Origin of the sequence: Pseudomonas sp. IT-P253 (genome assembly GCF_949768125.1) — a bacterium.
Classification (GTDB): Bacteria; Pseudomonadota; Gammaproteobacteria; order Pseudomonadales; family Pseudomonadaceae; genus Aquipseudomonas.
On the sequence record NZ_CATKPT010000066.1, the window covers coordinates 154,736 to 173,987 of the forward strand.

Below are 19,252 nucleotides of genomic sequence, written 5' to 3' on the forward strand. Positions count from 1 at the left end.
GGGGGGGAGCGGTGTCTTTCTTAGTGCTGCAAAATCTTGGCGAGGAAGTGCTGTGTGCGCTCGGCGCGGGCGTTGATGTCGCCGAAGAACTCTTCTTTCTGGCAGTCTTCGATGATCTTGCCCTGGTCCATGAAAATCACCCGGTCCGCCACTTTACGGGCGAAGCCCATTTCGTGGGTCACGCACATCATGGTCATGCCTTCGTGGGCCAGTTGCACCATTACGTCGAGCACTTCGTTGACCATTTCCGGATCGAGCGCCGAGGTCGGTTCGTCGAACAACATGACGATCGGGTCCATCGCCAGCGCGCGGGCAATGGCCACACGCTGCTGCTGACCACCGGAGAGCTGGCCCGGGTGCTTGTGGGCGTGGGCAGAGAGGCCGACGCGCTCAAGCAGTTGCAGGCCTTTCCTGGTGGCTTCTTCCTTGCTGCGGCCCAACACCTTGATCTGCGCAATGGTCAGGTTTTCGGTGATGGTCAGGTGCGGGAACAATTCGAAATGCTGGAACACCATGCCAACGCGCGAGCGCAGTTTCGGCAGGTCGGTCTTCGGGTCGGCGATGGACGTGCCATCGACCACCACGTCGCCTTTCTGGAACGGTTCCAGGGCGTTGACGCATTTGATCAGCGTGGACTTGCCTGAACCTGACGGCCCGCACACCACAATCACTTCGCCTTTTTTGACCTCGGTGCTGCAATCAGTCAGTACCTGGAAGTCCCCATACCACTTGTTGACGTTCTTGATAGAGATCATACGGCAAACCTTTTTTGCAGACGCTTGACCAGCTGCGAGGCGGCAAAGCTGATGATGAAGTACGTGAGCCCTGCGATGATCAGGAACTCATTGGAGCGGCCAATGATGTCGCCACTGGCACGCGAGGCATTGAGGAAATCAACCAGGCCGACCGCGTAAACCAGCGAGGTGTCCTGGAACAAAATGATGCTTTGTTGCAGCAACAGTGGCGTCATCTTGCGGAACGCTTGCGGCAGGATGATCAACCGCATCATCTGGCCATACGTCATGCCCAAGGCCTGCGCTGCGCCCATCTGGCCCTTGGGAATCGACTGCACGCCGGCGCGGACGATTTCGCAGAAATACGCGGCCTCGAACATCATGAAGGCCACGATGCACGAGGTGAACGCGCCGATCGGGGTGTCTTCGCCGGTGATCCAGCGCAGCACAAACGGCACCGCCAGGTAAAACCAGGTGATGACCAGCAGCAGCGGGATCGAGCGGAAGTAGTTAACGTAGGCGCCGGCAAGGTTCGACAGCAGCTTGTTGTGGGACAGGCGCATCAGGGCCAGGATCGTGCCGAGGATGATCCCGCCGACGACGCCCATGGCCATCAGTTTGAGGGTCATGACCATGCCGTTCCACATACCCGGCAGGGACGGGATGATGCCCGAGAAGTCGAATTCCATCATTTACCCCCTACGGAGATCAGGCCCGGTACAGCGACTTTCTTCTCGACCGCGCGCATCAGCAGCATCAGGCTCATGTTCAGGGTGAAGTAAATCAGCGTCGCCAAGGTAAAGGCTTCGAACAGGTTGGCGGAGAACTCGGCAGTCTGTTTGGTCTGCGCGAGCAGCTCCATCAGGCCGATCAGCGAGGCGACGGAGGAGTTCTTGAACACGTTCAGGAATTCCGAGGTCAGCGGCGGAATGATGATCCGGTAGGCCTGGGGCAGCAGCACGTTCCAGTAGATTTGCGGTAGCTTGAAGCCCATGGCGCGAGCGGCGGCTTCCTGGCCGCGAGGTAGCGCCTGGATGCCGGTGCGCACTTGTTCGCAAACGCGGGCGGCCGTAAACAGACCCAGGCAAACGACCACGCTGAGATAAGCCGAGGTGGTCGGGTTCAGATCCTGTTTGTACCAGTCCTGAAGGTTTTGCGGCAGCAGGTCGGGCACCAGGAAGTACCAGATGAACAGCTGAACCAGCAGCGGCACGTTACGGAAGAGTTCGACGTAGCAGGTCGCGATGCCCGATACGATGCGGTTCGGTACGGTGCGCATGACGCCCAGAATCGAGCCCAGCAGCAGGGCGATGATCCATGCCACGACGGCGATAGCGATGGTCCAGCCCAAGCCGGCGATGTACCAGTCGAGATACGTCTCGCTGCCAATGCCGGTGGACCTGAAGAACACGCCCCAGTCCCAGTTGTAATTCATTAGGGTCTCCCCTCAGATCGATCGATGTACAAATGCCCGCCTGGGGAGTTCCTTTCCCGCCCGATCATGACGATCAGACACACACGTACGGCTCGACAGCCACCGGTTCGAGTGTTTCCAAAAATGCCAGCAGGGAGTGACAACCTCCTGAAAGGGCCGTGGCCCTGTCAGGAGATAAGGTTAGTCAGAAATCAGGATTTCTTGTCGTCAGCCGCTTTATCGGTCGGATTGGCGATCAATTTCTTGAGCTCATCGCTCATCGGGAAGTTCAGGTTCAGGCCTTTCGGCGGGATTGGCTGCATGAACCATTTTTCGTAGATCTTGTTGATCTCGCCCGACTTGTAGGTCGCCACGATGGCGTCGTCTACAGCTTTCTTGAACGGCTCGTCACCCTTGCGGACCATGCAGCCGTAGATTTCGTAGGACTGTGGGGTGCCGGTAACAACCCAGTCATCGGCCTTCTTGGCCTTGGCCGCTTCACCGGCCAGCAAGGCGTCGTCCATCATGAAGGCAACGGCACGACCCGATTCCAGCATCTGGAAGGATTCGCCGTGGTCTTTGGCGGAGATGACGTTCATGCCCATTTGCTTGTCGGCGTTCATCGACTTGAGGATGCGCTCGGACGTGGTGCCCGCGGTGGTCACGACGTTCTTGCCCTTGAGGTCGTCGAAATCCTTGTACGCGGAACCTTTCTTGGACAGCAGGCGGGTGCCGATTTCGAAGATGCCAACGGAGAAGTCAACTTGCTGCTGACGTTCGACGTTGTTGGTGGTGGAGCCGCACTCGACGTCCACGGTGCCGTTCTGCACCAGCGGGATACGGGTTTGCGAAGTGACCAGGTTGTATTTGACCTGGAGGTTCGGCATGTCCAGGTCTTTTTTGATGGCTTCAACGATTTTCAACTGGATATCGTGGGAATAGCCGACCGGTTTGCCGGAAGCGTCCGCGATATAGGAAAACGGAATAGAGGCGTCACGATGCCCGAGGGTGATTACGCCGGACTCTTTGATCTTTTTCAGGGTGCCGGTGAGTTCGGCGGCGAAAACTGGCGTGGTGATCAGAGCGGCAGCAATGGCTGCGCCCAGGATGTGGGGAACGATGCGCATCAAATTTTCCTCGACATTGTTTTTTTTATGGAGCCAGTTCATCGGCCCTTTTGTGCTTCAAATGCCTGGCGGGTCCCTGAAAGGGCCGGACGGCAGGTATTCGTCAAGAGTGTAGAGCATGACTCGTGCCAGGCCAGGCGGTATGGGTCAAGATATTGATTTATAAGGATATTAAATATTTTAGAGGCGATTTTTTGCTTTCAATAATCCGGTTAACCGAATCGACTGACAGGTCGCGTTCGGAAAACCGAATGCAATCTATGGATCACCCCTCTTTGTAGGAGCGAAGCTTGCTCGCGATGGTGTGTCAGATAAGTTGATGTCGGCTGACGCACCATCGCGAGCAATCGAGCGTCGACCGGCTGCTCCTGCAAGGGCGTGTAGTGTCTGGCGGGATGTAAAAAGCCCCTGAATCGTGAAATTCAGGGGCTTTTCGTTAACCGGATTTCCGATCAGGCCGCTTCGATCTTGCTGCGATTCTGCTCGAGCTTGCCCAGGTAATCCGCCAGTTTCTGCTGTTCCGCTGCGGTCGTGAACAAGCCGAGCTTGGTGCGCCGCCACAAAATGTCGTGCGCCGTGGTCGCCCACTCTTCGCGGCACAGGTAATCGACTTCGCGGGTGTAGAGTCCGCCGCCGATGTGTTCGCCCAAGTCGCTCAGGCTTTGTACGCCCTCAAGCATGCGCCAGGTGCGGCTGCCGTACGTGGTAGCCCAGCGACGCGAGATTTCAGTCGGCAGCCAGTCGAATTGGTCGCGGATCAAAGCACTCAGCGCCGGCGGGGTGGTCATGTCTTCGCCGCCCGGCAGCGTAGCGCTGGCCGTCCAGCTTGGCCTGATGTGCTTGAAGTACGGCGCCAGTTGCGCCAGGGCCGACTCGGCCAGCTTGCGGTAAGTGGTCAGCTTGCCACCGAATACCGACAGCAGCGGCGCTTCTTCGCCATTGCCCGACAGCGCCAGGGTGTAGTCGCGGGTGACGGCCGACGGGTTGTCGGACTCGTCGTTGCACAGCGGTCGAACGCCGGAATAGCTGTGCAGGATATCGTCGCGGCTGATCTGCTTTTTGAAGTGGGCGTTGACGACCTTCAGCAGGTAATCGGTCTCACCTTCGGTGATCGCAACTGCAGCCGGGTCACCGGTATATTCGCGGTCGGTGGTGCCGATCAGGGTGAAGTGGTTCAGGTACGGGATGGTGAACACGATGCGCTGATCTTCGTTTTGCAGAATGTGCGCGTGCTCGCCTTCGTACAGTCTTGGCACGATCAGATGACTGCCCTGGATCAGGCGAATGCCATAGGGCGATTCCATCTTCAAGTCGTCACGAATGAACTTGGCCACCCATGGCCCTGCCGCGTTGACCAGCGCTTTGGCGCGGATTGAAAACAGGCTGCCATCGGCTCGTTCCAGGTGCAGGTGCCACAACCCTTTGATGCGACGAGCGTTGACGCAACGAGTCTGGGTATGAACATGGGCGCCTTGTTCGCGGGCGGCTATGGCATTCAGCACCACCAGGCGCGCATCGTCGACCCAGCAATCAGAGTATTCGAAGCCTTTGGTGATTTCGCTTTTGAGCGGGCTGTCCGGGCCGAACTTCAGGCTTTTTGACCCTTCGAGCTTTTCCCGCTTACCGAGGTTGTCATACAGGAACAGACCGGCGCGGATCATCCACGCCGGACGCAGGTGCGGACGGTGCGGCAGCACGAAGCGCATTTGCTTGACGATGTGCGGCGCCTTGGCCAGCAACACCTCACGCTCGGCGAGCGCTTCTCGCACGAGGCGGAATTCGTAATGTTCGAGGTAGCGCAGGCCGCCGTGGATCAACTTGCTGCTGGCCGACGAGGTGTGGCTGGCCAGGTCATCCTTTTCGCAAAGGAACACCGAGAGGCCGCGACCGGCGGCATCCGCTGCGATCCCCACGCCATTGATCCCGCCACCGATGACGGCGATGTCATAAACCTCAGCGATAGGGGGCGTAGGCAAGGTAGAAGTGGGCATCGGCTGGCCTCGGGCTTTTTTGATTTCTGTATTTGATTTCGAACATTAATGTTCATTTACGAAAATGGTAGCCCATAAAGACGCGCGCGGCCAGTCAGTTTCGATTGAAAAAACTGATCGAGGGGCGGCAAAAGGAAAAAATTCGAACATTCAGATGCGCGGTAAGCCGCGGAAGGTGTGGTGTATACGTGCCCGTATTCGCGAGCAGGCTCGCTCCCACAAGAGTTGCGCTGACCTTAGTGGGAGCGAGCCTGCTCGCGAAAGCGTCGATACAGGCGACGAGGATGGGGTGGTTAAACCACTTCCAGCCGAATCTTGTGCTGACTCAACAACTGCGCCAGTGCCGGCACCGGCTGCTGATCCGTCACCAGGCAATCGATCAGGCTGATCGGCCCCAAACGAATCATGGCGTTGCGCCCGAATTTGCTGGAGTCCGCCGCCAGAATCACCTGTCGCGCGTTGGCGATGATCGCCTGCGACACCCGAACTTCCTGATAATCGAAGTCCAGCAGGCTGCCGTCTTCATCGATGCCGCTAATGCCGACCAGCGCGAAGTCGACCTTGAACTGATTAATGAAGTCGACGCTGGCCTGGCCGACCACGCCGCCATCACGCCGCACATTGCCCCCGGTCAGCAGCACGTCGAAGTCGTCCTTGGCACTGAGCATTGAGGCTACATGCAGGTTGTTGGTGATGATCTTCAGATGGCTATGGTTGAGCAGCGCCCGGGCAATCGATTCGGTGGTGGTACCGATGTTGATGAACAGCGAGGCGTGATCGGGAATCTGTGCCGCAATGGCTTCGCCGATACGCTGTTTTTCGTCGCGCATCTGATCGGCGCGCATGGCATAGGCGGTGTTTTCGACACTGGAGTCGTAGGCTGCGCCGCCATGGTAGCGACGCAATAAATTGGCTTCCGCCAGTTGATTGATATCGCGGCGGATGGTTTGCGGTGTGACGACGAACAGCTGAGCCATTTCCTCGATGCTGACATAACCGCGTTCGCGGACCAGCTCGAGGATTTGCTGCTGACGGGGAGGCAGATTCATGGGGCTTCCTTTGGGCTGCCGTGCAAAATTTGCCCATGATGCCGCACGAATCCACTCCCTGCCAGTTACATACTGATACGAGTACTCAGCCTGGCTTATTCAGCGCCTTCATGCGGCTCCCAGTCACGGGTGCGGCTAACGGCTTTTTTCCAGCCAGCGTAGAGTTTTTCCTTCGCGGTTTCGTCCAGGTTCGGTTCGAATTCGCGCTCGATGACCGCCTTGCCGCGCAACTCATCCAGGCTGCCCCAGAAACCGCACGCCAGGCCGGCCAGATACGCCGCACCCAGCGCCGTGGTTTCGCGCATTTGCGGACGCTCGACCTGAGTGCCAAGGATGTCGGCCTGGAACTGCATCAGGAAATTGTTGGCCACCGCGCCGCCGTCCACGCGCAGGGACTTGAGGCGTTCGCCGGAGTCCTGTTGCATCGCGTCGAGTACGTCGCGGGTCTGGTAGGCAATCGATTCAAGCGCTGCCCGAATGATGTGATCCACGCGTACGCCGCGGGTCAGGCCGAACAACGCGCCACGGGCATACGGGTCCCAGTACGGAGCGCCCAGGCCGGTGAAGGCCGGGACCAGGTACACGCCGTTGCTGTCCTTGACCTTGTTGGCGAAGTATTCGGTGTCGTGGGCGTCGTTGATGATTTTCAGTTCGTCACGCAGCCACTGAACTGTGGAGCCGCCATTGAATACTGCGCCTTCCAGGGCGTAGGCCACTTCGCCACGCGGGCCACAGGCGATGGTGGTGAGCATGCCGTGCTTGGACTTCACGGCTTTGTCGCCGGTGTTCATCAACAGGAAACAGCCGGTGCCGTAGGTGTTTTTTGCCTGGCCTGGTTCGACGCACATCTGGCCGAACAGGGCCGCCTGCTGGTCGCCGGCGATACCGCCGATGGCAATGCCGCTTTTGGTGTGGCCGTAGATTTCGGACGAAGATTTAACCTCGGGGAGCATTTCGCGCGGGATATCCAGCACCTGCAGCATTTTCGCGTCCCACTCGAGCGTGTGGATGTTGAAAAGCATGGTGCGCGAGGCGTTGGTGTAGTCGGTGACGTGCACCTTGCCGCCGGTAAATTTCCAGATCAGCCAGCTGTCGACGGTGCCGAACAGCAGTTCGCCGTTGCGCGCACGCTCGCGGCTGCCTTCGACGTTGTCGAGTATCCACTTGAGCTTGGTGCCGGAGAAGTACGGGTCGGTGACCAGGCCTGTGGTGTCGCTGATGTATTGCTCGTGACCGTCACGCTTGAGTTGCTGGCAGATCTCGGTGCTGCGGCGGCACTGCCACACAATCGCGTTGTAGATCGGGCGGCCAGTGGTCTTGTCCCAGACCACGGTGGTTTCGCGCTGGTTGGTGATGCCGATGGCCGCGACCTGGTCGTGATGCAGGCCGGCTTGAGCCAGGGCTTCGACCATCACGGCGCTTTGGGTGGCAAAGATTTCCATCGGGTCGTGTTCAACCCAACCGGCTTGCGGGTAGTGCTGGGCGAATTCGCGCTGGGCGGTGCAGACCACGTTCGCGTCACGGTCGAAAATGATCGCGCGAGAGCTGGTCGTACCCTGATCGAGGGCAATGATGTAGTTCTTATTCTGAGTGTCGGTCATGTCGATTGCCTTGGACGAAATAAAGGGAGTGAGGTCGGCGCGCGATCAAATGGGCAGGACAACGCGCCTACGGTATCAAGAAGTTCTTGGTTTGCCGTCAATGGCGGGTGCTGCGTCCTTTGTAGCCGCTATGGCAATGGGCAGATGGCGGGCAATCAGCCCGCGATAAGCCGCGGCACCGAGGCAGGCACCGACAATCGGTGCAAAGATCGGAATCAGGAAATACGGGATATCACGCCCGCCCGTGAAGGAAATTCCACCCCAGCCGGCGAAGAAAGTCATCAGCTTGGGGCCGAAGTCGCGCGCCGGATTCATTGCAAAACCGGTCAGCGGGCCCATCGAGCTGCCAATCACCGCAATCAGCAGACCGATCAGCAGCGGGGCCAACGGGCCTTTTGGCAGACCATTATTGTCGTCGGTCAGGGACATGATCACGCCCATCAGGATGGCGGTAATGATCACTTCAACCAGGAAGGCCTGGGCCGTGGACAAGGCCGGGTTCGGGAAGGTGGAGAACACCGAAGCCAATTCGAGGCTGACCTGGGTGCCACGGACCATATGGTGAGTTTGTTCGAAATCGAAGAATAAATTGCTGTATAGCGTGTAAACCAACAAGGCCCCGCAAAAGGCCCCCGCCACTTGAGCAAGAATATAGAACGGTAGTTTGCGTTTTTCGAAGTCAGCAAAAATACTCAGGGCGATGCTGACGGCAGGATTGAGGTGAGCCCCGGAAATCCCGGCGGTCAGGTAGATCGCCATGCTTACACCAACGCCCCAGATGATGCTGATTTCCCACAAGCCGAAGCTGGCACCCGCGACCTTGAGCGCGGCAACACAACCTGTACCAAAAAAAATGAGCAGCGCAGTACCCAGGAACTCGGCCATGCATTGGCTCGAGAGCGATGGTTGTTGTAAGGCGTTTGTCATTGAAACCTCGATTTTTGTTGTTGTTTGACGCTTGTCCTCCCAGGACAAAGCGTAATTTTTACCGAGTCTGGATCCCCAACTGGCCTCGGTTTACTGCCGGGTGCTGCGGTAAGGCGTTTCGTGCAATATTCAGATTCGAAAAAATATAGACAAGAAACGCTGATGTCAAAGGTCGAAAGTGAACCATCAGTCACATTTTAACTATTAGCCACATGGATGATCGCTTCGGTCACCCGGCACGCTGGCCATGGACGAGCGGCAGCAAGTCTCGTCAAACCTCTGAATTAACGCCGCAATAGAGCCTTTTATCGATCAATGACCTAGAATCCAGCGCAGGATTCTTTCTACTGCCGCCGAGTCTGGAGCTGTCATGACCCCCGCATTGGATTTGTTGAAAAAAGTTCGTGCCGAACATCGCGTGCACAGTTACGAACATGATCCCAAGGCAGCGTCCTATGGGTTGGAAGCCGCGGAAAAACTGGGGTTGGCCCCGGCGCAGGTGTTCAAGACCTTGCTGGCGGCCAGTGAGAAAGGTGAATTGCTGGTAGCGGTGGTACCGGTCGTCGGAAGTCTGGACCTGAAGGCTCTGGCTCACGCTGCCGGTGTGAAAAAGGTCGAAATGGCCGACCCCGCCGCGGCTCAACGATCCACCGGTTACCTGTTAGGCGGGATCAGCCCGCTGGGGCAGAAGAAGCGCTTGCGCACCTTCATCGACAGCTCTGCCCAACCCTTCGCCAGCATTTTTGTCAGTGCCGGTCGCCGCGGGCTGGAAGTGGAGCTGGCACCGGCCGTGCTGGCCGAGCACACCCAGGCGAAATTTGCCGATATCGGTCGCGCCTGATTCGCGAACGCCGGCTGGTGCTGTATGGCAAAAATTATCCTGCTCTGTCACTGGTATGTGATTGATCGCGCATTCATGCTCGCTAACCGGACTTAAGGAGAAGGTTATGCAGCTTGAATTTCATCAGGTCGATGCGTTCAGTGATCGCCCGTTCAGTGGCAACCCGGCAATGGTGTATCGGCTCGACGCCTGGCTCAGCGATGAGTTGATGCAGAAGATTGCCGCCGAACACAATCTCGCCGAAACCGCCTTCGTGGTGCGCGAAGGGCAGGGTTGGCGTATCCGCTGGTTTACGCCGGCTACCGAAGTCCCGTTGTGTGGTCATGCGACGCTGGCCAGTGCCTACGTGCTATTCGAAATCTACAAAGAGCCCGTCGAGCGGCTGGATTTTGTCTGCAAGTCCGGCCCATTAAGCGTGAGTCGAGAGGGCGATCGCTTGTGGCTGGACTTTCCGGCAATCAAGCCATCGGAAGTGGACGTGACCCTGGATGTCGAGCGCGCGCTGGGTGTTAAAGCGGTCGATGTGCTGGGCTCGAATGAGTTGTTCGTGGTGCTGGAGTCCGAGCAAGCGGTGCTCGACTGTCAGCCGGACATGATTGCCCTGGCGAAACTGCCGTGGCTGGGCGCCATCGTGACGGCGCAGGGCAGCAAGCACGATTTTGTTTCTCGTTACTTTGCCCCGGCGATTGGCATCAACGAAGACCCGGTGACCGGGTCCACCCATTGCAGCCTGATCCCGTACTGGTCGGAACGTTTGGGCAAGTCGAGTTTGACCGCGTATCAGTGCTCGGCGCGAGGCGGGGAATTGTTCTGCCGGCTGGAAGGTGATCGGGTAAAAATTGGCGGCGCTGCGACGCTGGTCGCGAGTGGAACACTATTGCTGGGTTGATGCTGATTTTTGTAGGAGCGAGGCTTGCCCGCGAAAGCGTCGTGTCAGCCGACATAATCATTGATTGAACTGACGCCTTCGCGGGCAAGCCTCGCTCCTACATGTTTCGGTGTTAGTTGGCGGTGCCGTAGCGGCGGACAGCTGATTCCACAAGCGGAATATGCGCCGCCGTGCTACCGGATGCCTGGAACAACACCAGATGTTCAGCCGCGACACGAATGCCTACTACCGATTCCACCTGATGATCAGCATGACTTGGAAATATCGACTCAAGCTGTGCGCCTGTCGGTAGCTGCAAGCGATACAAGGTGGACGCCCCTTGGAAGCTCTTGCCAACAATCCGCGCTTTGAGCGTGCTGTCCGGTGCGTAAACGATATCGTCCGGTCGCAGCAACACGTCCACGGCGCCACCGATCGGCCAGGTGTAAGCACGATTGCCGCGCAATTCACCGAGCTCGGTCTGCACCGATTCCGGAGTGTTCAGCTGGCCGCGAATGAAGTAACCCTGGCCAATGAAACTGGCCACAAACGGCGTCAGCGGTTCGTGATACAGGTTGTAGGGCGTGTCCCACTGTTCCAGCCGACCTTCCTTGAAAACGCCAATATGATCGCTCACGGCGAAGGCTTCTTCCTGGTCGTGGGTCACCAGAATCGCACTGGTGCCGCGGGCCTTGAGAATGTCGCGTACCTCATGGCTGAGCTTGCGTCGCAGTTCGCCGTCGAGGTTGGAGAAGGGTTCGTCGAGCAGCAACAGTTGCGGTTCCGGCGCCAGGGCGCGGGCCAGTGCAACCCGTTGCTGCTGACCACCGGACAGTTCATGCGCAAAGCGCTTGCCGAGGTTTTTCAGGTTGACCAGTTCGAGCAGTTCTTCGGTGACGCGCTCCTTTTGCGGATGCTTGCGGATCCCGAAGGCGATGTTTTCGGCGACGCTCAAATGCGGAAACAGCGCGTAGTCCTGAAACACCATGCCGATCCGGCGCTTCTCCGGCGCGAGGGTGAAACCGGCACTGGAGATTGTCTCGCCAGCCAAGGTGATCTCACCTTCGTGCACCGGTTCAAATCCGGCGATGGCCCGCAGGGTGGTGGTCTTGCCGCAGCCCGAAGAACCCAATAGGCAACCAATATCGCCCGCGTTCAAATGCAGGTTGAGGTTCTGCACGACCCGTTGGTCCTGGTAACCGCAGGCGAGGTTGCGCAGATTCAGCAGTAACGGCTGGCTCATGCGTGGTGGTACGCCGGTTCGACCAGAAACTCGAGCAGGGCCTTTTGTGCGTGAAGGCGGTTTTCGGCTTGATCCCAGGCGACCGAGCGCTTGTCGTCAAGCAGGTCGACGCTGATCTCTTCGCCACGGTGGGCCGGCAGGCAATGCATGAACAACACATCGTCTACGGCCAGATCCAGCAGCGCACGGTTGACTTGGTACGGTGCGAACAGCTTCAGGCGCTTGGCGGTTTCCTCTTCCTGGCCCATGGAGGTCCAGACGTCGGTACTCACCAGGTGGGCGCCGCGAACCGCATCTTTAGGATCGCGAACGATGGTCACCCGATCGCCGGCCTTGGCCACGAACTCCGGGTTAGGCTCGTAACCTTCCGGGCAGGCAATGCGCAACTGGAAGTCGAACTGGATCGCCGCTTCTATATAGCTGTTGCACATGTTGTTGCCGTCACCGATCCAGGCCACGGTTTTGCCTTGAATCGAGCCGCGGTGTTCGAGGAATGTCTGCATGTCGGCCAGCAACTGGCACGGGTGCAAGTCATCGGACAGGCCGTTGATCACGGGCACGCGGGAGTTGGCGGCGAATTCGGTCAGGGTGCTGTGGGCAAAGGTACGGATCATCACGGCATCGAGCATGCTCGACATCACGATTGCGCCATCGCCGATCGGCTCGCCACGGCCCAGTTGAGTATCGCGCGGCGACAGGAATATGGCCTGGCCGCCGAGCTGGATCATGCCGGCTTCGAACGAAATACGGGTGCGAGTCGAGGACTTCTCGAAAATCATCCCGAGCACGCGGTTTTTCAGAGGCTCGAACAGTACGCCGCGGTTACGCAGGTCTTTGAGCTCAACGCCTCGACGGATCACGCTGACCAGCTCTTCGGGCGTGCAATCCATCAGGGAGAGAAAGTGCCTTGCGCTCATCATTGACTACCTTTTTGCTACAAACCGCAGATGCTCAAAGCCTTGTTTAACGGAACAACGGGCGAGACCTGCGGCGTAAGCCGCACGGGGCGACGAAATAGGGGAAGGCGCGATCTTATAATTAAATGTCGCGTCTTACCAATAGGGCTACGGTTTTTAGGGGATTTCAGAGAGGCTACGGGGTGACCGCGGTAGCGCTTTTGAAGCCTGTTTCCTGACAACCGCCAGCCATTTGTACACTGGGCTCGCGGGGCTTTGCAATCAAACGGGGCGGGTACAGCATAGCAACGGTCGGTTTCTGACCCGGTATTCCAGGTTTTTGCGCAAAAGATGTCGGGTCTGAAACATTTGCTAAAGCAAAGTGCTGGGTTATAACCAAGCCGGCCGACGCATGATCAACCGCATGGCAACCATCAGTACCGGGCTCGACGAACACTGGCGACTGGTCGGCGAACTCACGGGTGTGCACGTCGCCCACGAGCAGATCGAAACCCTCAAGGAGATCCGGGCGCAGGCGCCGCGCCGGTTGCATCGAACCGATCCCTGACAGCCATCGGCTGGCCTGATGGCTGCCGATTCACAAGATGAACGTCGCTGGCGCAGTGGCGGGGCACGCGCCATAGTTTTGTTTCCGCGGCCGACATCGCCCGCCCAGAACAAGACTGAGATGGCCATGACCAAGACTCTCCATCACCGTGCCTGCCACCTGTGTGAAGCCATCTGCGGCCTGACCATCGAAACCACCGAGGTCGACGGCGGCGTACAGATCACGTCGATCAAGGGTGACCCTCAGGATACCTTCAGCCGCGGGCACATCTGCCCCAAGGCTGTTGCCCTGCAAGACATTCAGAATGATCCGGATCGCCTGCACCAGCCGATGCAGCGTGTCGGCAGCGAATGGCAACCCATCGAGTGGGAAGACGCGTTCAACCTTGTCGCCGAACGTCTGGCAGCGATTCAGGAGCGGCATGGGCACAATGCGGTGGCGGTCTATCAAGGCAACCCCAGCGTGCATAACTACGGGCTGATGACCCACAGCAATTACTTTCTTGGCCTGCTGAAAACCCGCAACCGGTTTTCCGCAACATCGGTCGACCAGCTACCGCATCACCTGACCAGCCATTTGATGTACGGCCACGGTTTGCTGTTGCCGATACCGGACATCGATCACACCGACTTCATGCTGATTCTGGGCGCCAACCCGCTGGCCTCCAACGGCAGCATCATGACCGTGCCGGATGTGGAAAAACGCCTGAAGGCCATTCAGGCCCGGGGCGGCAAAGTGGTGGTGGTCGATCCGCGCCGTAGCGAAACGGCGGCGATTGCCGATCAGCATCTGTTCGTGCGCCCGGGAGGCGATGCGGCATTGTTGTTCGGGCTACTCAATACCTTGTTCGCTGAAGGCCTGACCCGCGACAGTCATTTACCGGTGGACGGTCTGGATCAGGTGCGTGAGGCGGTCGCGAGTTTCACCGCCGAAGCGATGAGCCCGCTGTGCGCGGTGTCGGCCGAACAGATCCGCCAACTGGCGCGGGACTTCGCGGCGGCACCGACCGCCGTCTGCTACGGTCGCATGGGCGTTTCGACCCAGGCATTCGGTACCTTGTGTCATTGGGTGGTACAGCTGATCAATCTGGTCACCGGCAATCTCGACCGTGTGGGCGGTGCGCTGTGCACCGAACCCGCGGTGGATTTGGTCGCGTCGACCTCGGGTGGGCATTTCAATCTGTGGCAAAGCCGGGTGTCCGGGCGTCCTGAATACAGCGGCGAGCTGCCGGTGTCGGTGCTGGCCGAAGAGATGCTCACCGAAGGGGAGGGGCAAGTTCGCGCATTAATCACCGTGGCGGGCAATCCGGTGCTGTCCACGCCCAATGGCCGGCAACTGGAGCAGGCTCTGGACGGTCTGGAATTCATGGTCAGCATCGACCTGTACATCAATGAAACCACGCGGTATGCCGACCTGATCCTGCCGTCCACCTCGGCCCTGGAAAACGATCATTACGACACCACGTTCAATATGTTTGCGGTGCGTAACGTCAGCCGGTTCAATCGCACGATCCTGGCCAGACCCGAAGGGGCTCTGCATGACTGGGAGATCTTCGTGGGGCTGGCCAAGGCTTTTGCGGCGAAGACCGGCAAGGAATTGAAACCGACTGTTGCACCCGCGCAGATGATCGACCGTGGCCTGCGAATGGGGTTGTATGGCGATGCCTCGGAACACCGGTTGTCTGTGGCAACGTTGTTCGAACACCCGCATGGCGTTGACCTCGGGCCGTTGAAATCCAACCTTGCGCCACGGCTGAAAACCGTCAATCAACGAGTTCAGGCAGCGCCTGCACCGATCCTCGCTGACCTGATTCGTTTTGCGGCGTTGCAAGCGCCGGTTGCCGATGAGTTGTTGTTGATTGGCCGTCGCCATGTGCGCAGCAATAACTCGTGGATGCACAATTACCACCGTCTGGTGAAGGGCAAGCCGCGCCATCAATTGTTGATGCACCCCGCTGACCTGGCGAGCCGGGGGCTCATCGATGGGCAGCGAGTACGAGTCAGTTCGCGGGTCGGCATGATCGAGGTTGAAGTGCTGGGCAGTCTGGACATAATGAAAGGGGTGGTCAGTCTTCCTCACGGCTGGGGGCATGCGCGGCCGGGTGTGCAGATGACGATTGCCAGTGGCCAGCCAGGCGCCAGCGCCAACGACTTGACTGACGAGTGTCAGCTCGATGAGTTGTCCGGAAATGCGGCGTTGAACGGCGTGCCGGTGACCGTGGCGGCGGCTTGATCGAGTCTGTCGGGGAGACCGAGCATGGCGCTCGGGTTTCCGTTACAATGCGCCACCGTGCCGACCTCTGAGTCGGAAAGTTCAGCCGAGGTGCTCCATGGATATCATCGAAACGATTAAAGAGCAGATTGCTAACAACACCATTCTGCTTTACATGAAAGGCTCACCGAACGCCCCGCAGTGTGGCTTTTCCGCGAAAGCCGCGCAGGCCGTGATGGCGTGTGGTGAAAAGTTTGCGTACGTGGACATCCTGCAGAACCCGGAAATCCGCGCCAACCTGCCAAAGTACGCCAACTGGCCAACCTTCCCGCAATTGTGGGTCGGTGGTGAGTTGATCGGCGGTAGCGACATCATGACTGAAATGGCCGCTGACGGTTCGTTGCAGGCCACGATCAAAGCCGCTGCTGAAAAAGCTGCAGCAGCCAAGACCGAAGCCTGATACCCGGGCATCAAAGAAAAGGCCCTTCACGGTATTCCGTGAAGGGCCTTTTTTTTCGCCTGTGAACTGTAGGAGCGAGCTTGCTCGCGATGGACTACAGAGCGCCACGTTTACCTGGTTAAAATTCGATTTCGTTAACGACCATCGCGAGCAAGCTCGCTCCTACAGTTTTGACTGCCCGGCCCGAGCAGGTTGTCCTCTCGGCCGAAGCTGACTAACATGTCAGAAAATTCATCCTATGATTGGATGAAAGGGCGAATCCCATGTCAGAAATTTCTCCATTGATTAAGCGTTCCCTGGTCGATCAGGCCCTGGAGCAATTGCGTCTGCGCATTACCCAAGGAATCTGGTCCATCGGTCAGCGCCTGCCCACCGAGCCCGAGCTGTCTGCAGAACTCGGCATCAGCCGCAACACGGTGCGTGAAGCCATGCGCGTGTTGGCGTTTTCCGGATTGATTGAAATCCGTCAGGGCGACGGCAGTTACCTGCGGGCGGTGGTCGATCCGCTGGATACGATGAAGGCGTTGTCTCGCTGCTCCCACGAGCAGGCCCGGGAGACTCGGCACATTCTGGAAGTCGAAGCCATTGGTCTCGCAGCATTGCGCCGTACCGATGAAGACCTGGCGGCGTTGCGTGAAGCACTCGACGTCAGCGGCAGTCACTACCACGGCGATCTCGACAGCTACATCGCCTGCGACCTGGTGTTCCACCGCCGCCTGGTGGACGCTGCGCACAACCCGGCACTCAGCGAGTTGTATCGCTATTTCTCCAGCATCGTCGGCGCGCACCTGCGCCAGACCCTGAACATCTCACCCCGACGTCAAGCAGTGTTCGACCTTCACATCGAACTGCTTGATGCCGTCGAGCAACGCGACCCGGAACGGGCCAAAGCCCTGTCGAGGCAGTTGATCAATGAACCTTGAGACCGATCCCCCCATGTCCAGCCAACAGGCCAACAGCGGCACCCCCCACGCCAAGCGCACGGCAGAGCTCGAAGAGCTGTTGATCGACGCCGAAGCCGATGACGAGGCGGTGCAGCACAGTCATCCGATCCTGCGGCGGCCGTGGTTGTTGTTGCTCGGCCTGATTCTGGTGGCGCTGAACCTGCGTCCTGCCTTGTCGAGCATGGCGCCGATGCTCAGCGAAGTCTCGAAAACCCTCGGCTTGTCGGCGGCTCAGGCAGGTTTACTGACGACCTTGCCGGTGCTTTGCCTCGGCTTGTTTGCCCCGTTGGCGCCGATCCTGGCACGACGTTTCGGTGCCGAGCGGGTGGTACTGGGAATCCTGCTGATGCTGGCTGGCGGGATCATCCTGCGCAGTTCTTTCGGCGAGATCGGCCTGTTTGCCGGTAGCGTGCTGGCGGGTGCCAGCATCGGTGTGATCGGCGTATTACTGCCGGGCATCGTCAAGCGCGACTTCCCGAAACAGGCCGGCACCATGACCGGCGTCTACACCATGGCTCTGTGCATGGGCGCGGCGATGGCCGCGGGCGCGACCGTGCCGTTGAGCGAACACTTCGACAAGAGCTGGGCCCTGGGCCTGGGCATCTGGGTTGTTCCGGCATTGGTGGCGGCGATTTTCTGGTTGCCACAAGTCGGGCAGAAACACGGTGCACATCACGTTGCATACCGCGTCCGAGGATTGCTGCGTGACCCGCTGGCCTGGCAAGTGACCTTGTACATGGGTCTGCAATCGTCCCTGGCGTACATCGTATTTGGCTGGTTGCCGTCGATCCTGATTGGTCGCGGCCTGACCCCGACCCAGGCCGGTCTGGTGCTCTCGGGCTCGGTGATCATTCAACTGGCCAGCTCGCTGGCTGCGCCGTGGCTGGCCACTCGCGGCAAGGATCAACGCCTGGCAATCGTGATTGTCATGGCGCTGACCCTGGGCGGTTTGTTCGGCTGCCTGTATGCACCGATCGAAGGCTTGTGGGGCTGGGCAATCCTGCTGGGGCTGGGGCAGGGCGCTGCGTTCAGTCTGGCGTTGACCTTGATCGTGCTGCGCTCGCGGGATTCGCATGTTGCCGCCAACCTGTCGAGCATGGCCCAGGGTTTCGGCTACACCCTGGCGTCCATGGGCCCGTTCGCGGTCGGTATCGTGCATGACTGGACCGGCGGCTGGACAGCGCTGGGCTGGATTTTCGGCGTTATCGGTCTCGGCGCGATCCTCGCCGGCCTCGGTGCCGGACGTTCGTTGTACGTGCAGGTAGAAAGCGAGAAGGTCTGATAACAGCGTACTGTCGGTATTCGGCTCACGAATGCCGATAGTGCTCTGCGCATTTGTTGACTATCGTGCAGGCAATCTTTCGAAGCCCATTTTCCAACCCGGGGAGCCTGCCCATGAGCGATGCCCACAGCGCCTTGATCACCCAGTTCTATCAAGCCTTCCAGCGGCTGGATGCCGAGGCCATGAGTGCCTGTTACACCGATGACGTGGTGTTCAGTGATCCAGCGTTCGGCGAACTGCGCGGTCAAGCGGCTGGCGACATGTGGCGCATGCTCACCACCCGGGCCAAGGATTTTTCCCTGACGTTCGACAACGTGCGCAGCGATGAACGCACGGGCGGCGCCCATTGGGTGGCAACGTATCTGTTCAGCCAGACCGGCAACACCGTGGTCAACGACATTCAGGCACGCTTCGTGTTTCGCGATGGCAAGATTTGCGAGCATCACGACAGCTTCGATTTGTGGGCGTGGTCGCGACAGGCGCTGGGTTTCAAAGGACTGCTGTTGGGCTGGACGCCTCTGGTGAGAAAGGCCGTCCGCGCTCAAGCCTTGAAGGGGCTGAAGGCATTTCAAGCCAGTCGCTGATAAGATCGCGGCATGTTTTCTTTCAAGCCTTGATCGTTACATGAGCACCCTCAGCGAAATGCCTGTCAGCGCCGACGCGCCCGTCATCAAACCCTGGTTCGTCTACCTCGTTCGTGCGGCCAACGGCTCGCTCTACTGCGGGATCAGCGACGATCCCGTGCGCCGCTTCGCCACTCACCAGAGCGGCAAGGGCGCACGCTTCTTTCTGTCCAGCCCGGCAGTTGCCCTGGTTTACACCGAAGCGTGCCGCGACAAAAGCGAAGCGCTACGTCAGGAGCGACTGATCAAAAAACTCAAGAAAAGCGCCAAGGAATGTTTGGTGGCAAGTGCTCCACGCATACCGCTGTAGGAGCTGGCTTGCCAGCGATGGACTCAAGAACTCTGCGTCAATCCAGCATGAACCCGTCATCGTTAACGTTTTTCGTTGGCAAGCCAGCTCCTACAGGTCATCAATCTGACTGATAAGTGCCCATCAGGCAGATGGGTAGGCTGCCCATGGATTGCGCGTTAAG

Annotated in this window: 19 protein-coding genes; 9 read left to right on the plus strand and 10 right to left on the minus strand. The window is 58.9% G+C overall.

Going from position 1 to position 19,252, the window contains the following annotated elements:
* Positions 1–20 precede the first annotated feature (20 nt).
* The 8 genes from ACM6IR_RS24680 to ACM6IR_RS24715 form a co-directional block, all read right to left on the minus strand.
* Complete coding sequence (locus ACM6IR_RS24680; protein ID WP_414910098.1) at positions 21–755, minus strand: amino acid ABC transporter ATP-binding protein; 735 nt, start codon at positions 753–755, stop codon at positions 21–23.
* Positions 752–1,423, minus strand: coding sequence for an amino acid ABC transporter permease (locus ACM6IR_RS24685; protein ID WP_414910175.1), 672 nt, complete (start codon positions 1,421–1,423; stop codon positions 752–754). Before ACM6IR_RS24685 ends, ACM6IR_RS24680 begins: the two co-directional genes overlap by 4 nt.
* Positions 1,423–2,169, minus strand: a complete 747-nt coding sequence (locus tag ACM6IR_RS24690) for an amino acid ABC transporter permease (RefSeq protein WP_201120422.1) — start codon at positions 2,167–2,169, stop codon at positions 1,423–1,425. Before ACM6IR_RS24690 ends, ACM6IR_RS24685 begins: the two co-directional genes overlap by 1 nt.
* A 191-nt stretch (positions 2,170–2,360) precedes the next feature.
* Positions 2,361–3,275 (minus strand): glutamate/aspartate ABC transporter substrate-binding protein, encoded by a 915-nt coding sequence (locus ACM6IR_RS24695; RefSeq protein ID WP_414910099.1) that lies wholly within the window; start codon positions 3,273–3,275, stop codon positions 2,361–2,363.
* A 452-nt stretch (positions 3,276–3,727) separates the two neighbouring features.
* Positions 3,728–5,266: a glycerol-3-phosphate dehydrogenase gene (gene glpD, locus ACM6IR_RS24700; protein ID WP_414910100.1), complete on the minus strand. Its 1,539-nt coding sequence runs from the start codon at positions 5,264–5,266 to the stop codon at positions 3,728–3,730.
* 293 nt (positions 5,267–5,559) lie between these two features.
* Positions 5,560–6,315, minus strand: coding sequence for a DeoR/GlpR family transcriptional regulator (locus ACM6IR_RS24705; RefSeq protein WP_414910101.1), 756 nt, complete (start codon positions 6,313–6,315; stop codon positions 5,560–5,562).
* 95 nt (positions 6,316–6,410) lie between these two features.
* Positions 6,411–7,916, minus strand: a complete 1,506-nt coding sequence (glpK, locus tag ACM6IR_RS24710) for a glycerol kinase GlpK (RefSeq protein WP_414910102.1) — start codon at positions 7,914–7,916, stop codon at positions 6,411–6,413.
* Between the two features lie 75 nt (positions 7,917–7,991).
* Positions 7,992–8,843: an MIP/aquaporin family protein gene (locus tag ACM6IR_RS24715; RefSeq protein WP_414910103.1), complete on the minus strand. Its 852-nt coding sequence runs from the start codon at positions 8,841–8,843 to the stop codon at positions 7,992–7,994.
* A gap of 370 nt (positions 8,844–9,213) precedes the next feature.
* Between ACM6IR_RS24715 and ybaK the strand changes: the two genes are divergently transcribed.
* Complete coding sequence (ybaK, locus tag ACM6IR_RS24720) at positions 9,214–9,684, plus strand: Cys-tRNA(Pro) deacylase (protein ID WP_414910104.1); 471 nt, start codon at positions 9,214–9,216, stop codon at positions 9,682–9,684.
* 106 nt (positions 9,685–9,790) lie between these two features.
* Positions 9,791–10,573: a PhzF family phenazine biosynthesis protein gene (locus tag ACM6IR_RS24725; RefSeq protein ID WP_414910105.1), complete on the plus strand. Its 783-nt coding sequence runs from the start codon at positions 9,791–9,793 to the stop codon at positions 10,571–10,573.
* 112 nt (positions 10,574–10,685) lie between these two features.
* On the opposite strand, the gene ACM6IR_RS24730 is transcribed toward ACM6IR_RS24725, so the two are convergent.
* Together ACM6IR_RS24730 and argF are read right to left on the minus strand one after the other, a co-directional pair.
* Positions 10,686–11,795: an ABC transporter ATP-binding protein gene (locus tag ACM6IR_RS24730; protein WP_414910106.1), complete on the minus strand. Its 1,110-nt coding sequence runs from the start codon at positions 11,793–11,795 to the stop codon at positions 10,686–10,688.
* Positions 11,792–12,712 (minus strand): ornithine carbamoyltransferase, encoded by a 921-nt coding sequence (gene argF, locus ACM6IR_RS24735; protein WP_414910107.1) that lies wholly within the window; start codon positions 12,710–12,712, stop codon positions 11,792–11,794. Before argF ends, ACM6IR_RS24730 begins: the two co-directional genes overlap by 4 nt.
* A gap of 403 nt (positions 12,713–13,115) precedes the next feature.
* On the opposite strand from argF, the gene ACM6IR_RS24740 reads away from it, so the two are divergent.
* From ACM6IR_RS24740 to ACM6IR_RS24770, 7 genes are all read left to right on the plus strand, one after another.
* Entirely contained in the window at positions 13,116–13,259 is a 144-nt protein-coding gene (locus ACM6IR_RS24740; RefSeq protein WP_414910177.1) for a hypothetical protein, read from the plus strand.
* A gap of 126 nt (positions 13,260–13,385) precedes the next feature.
* Positions 13,386–15,491, plus strand: coding sequence for a molybdopterin oxidoreductase family protein (locus tag ACM6IR_RS24745; protein ID WP_414910108.1), 2,106 nt, complete (start codon positions 13,386–13,388; stop codon positions 15,489–15,491).
* Between the two features lie 97 nt (positions 15,492–15,588).
* Complete coding sequence (gene grxD / locus ACM6IR_RS24750; RefSeq protein ID WP_201120411.1) at positions 15,589–15,930, plus strand: Grx4 family monothiol glutaredoxin; 342 nt, start codon at positions 15,589–15,591, stop codon at positions 15,928–15,930.
* 263 nt (positions 15,931–16,193) lie between these two features.
* Entirely contained in the window at positions 16,194–16,853 is a 660-nt protein-coding gene (locus ACM6IR_RS24755) for a FadR/GntR family transcriptional regulator (RefSeq protein ID WP_414910109.1), read from the plus strand.
* Entirely contained in the window at positions 16,843–18,156 is a 1,314-nt protein-coding gene (locus tag ACM6IR_RS24760; RefSeq protein ID WP_414910110.1) for a CynX/NimT family MFS transporter, read from the plus strand. Before ACM6IR_RS24755 ends, ACM6IR_RS24760 begins: the two co-directional genes overlap by 11 nt.
* A 113-nt stretch (positions 18,157–18,269) precedes the next feature.
* Positions 18,270–18,740, plus strand: a complete 471-nt coding sequence (locus ACM6IR_RS24765) for a nuclear transport factor 2 family protein (RefSeq protein ID WP_414910111.1) — start codon at positions 18,270–18,272, stop codon at positions 18,738–18,740.
* Positions 18,741–18,780: 40 nt separating this feature from the next.
* Complete coding sequence (locus ACM6IR_RS24770) at positions 18,781–19,089, plus strand: GIY-YIG nuclease family protein (protein ID WP_414910112.1); 309 nt, start codon at positions 18,781–18,783, stop codon at positions 19,087–19,089.
* The last annotated feature ends 163 nt before the right edge of the window (positions 19,090–19,252 follow it).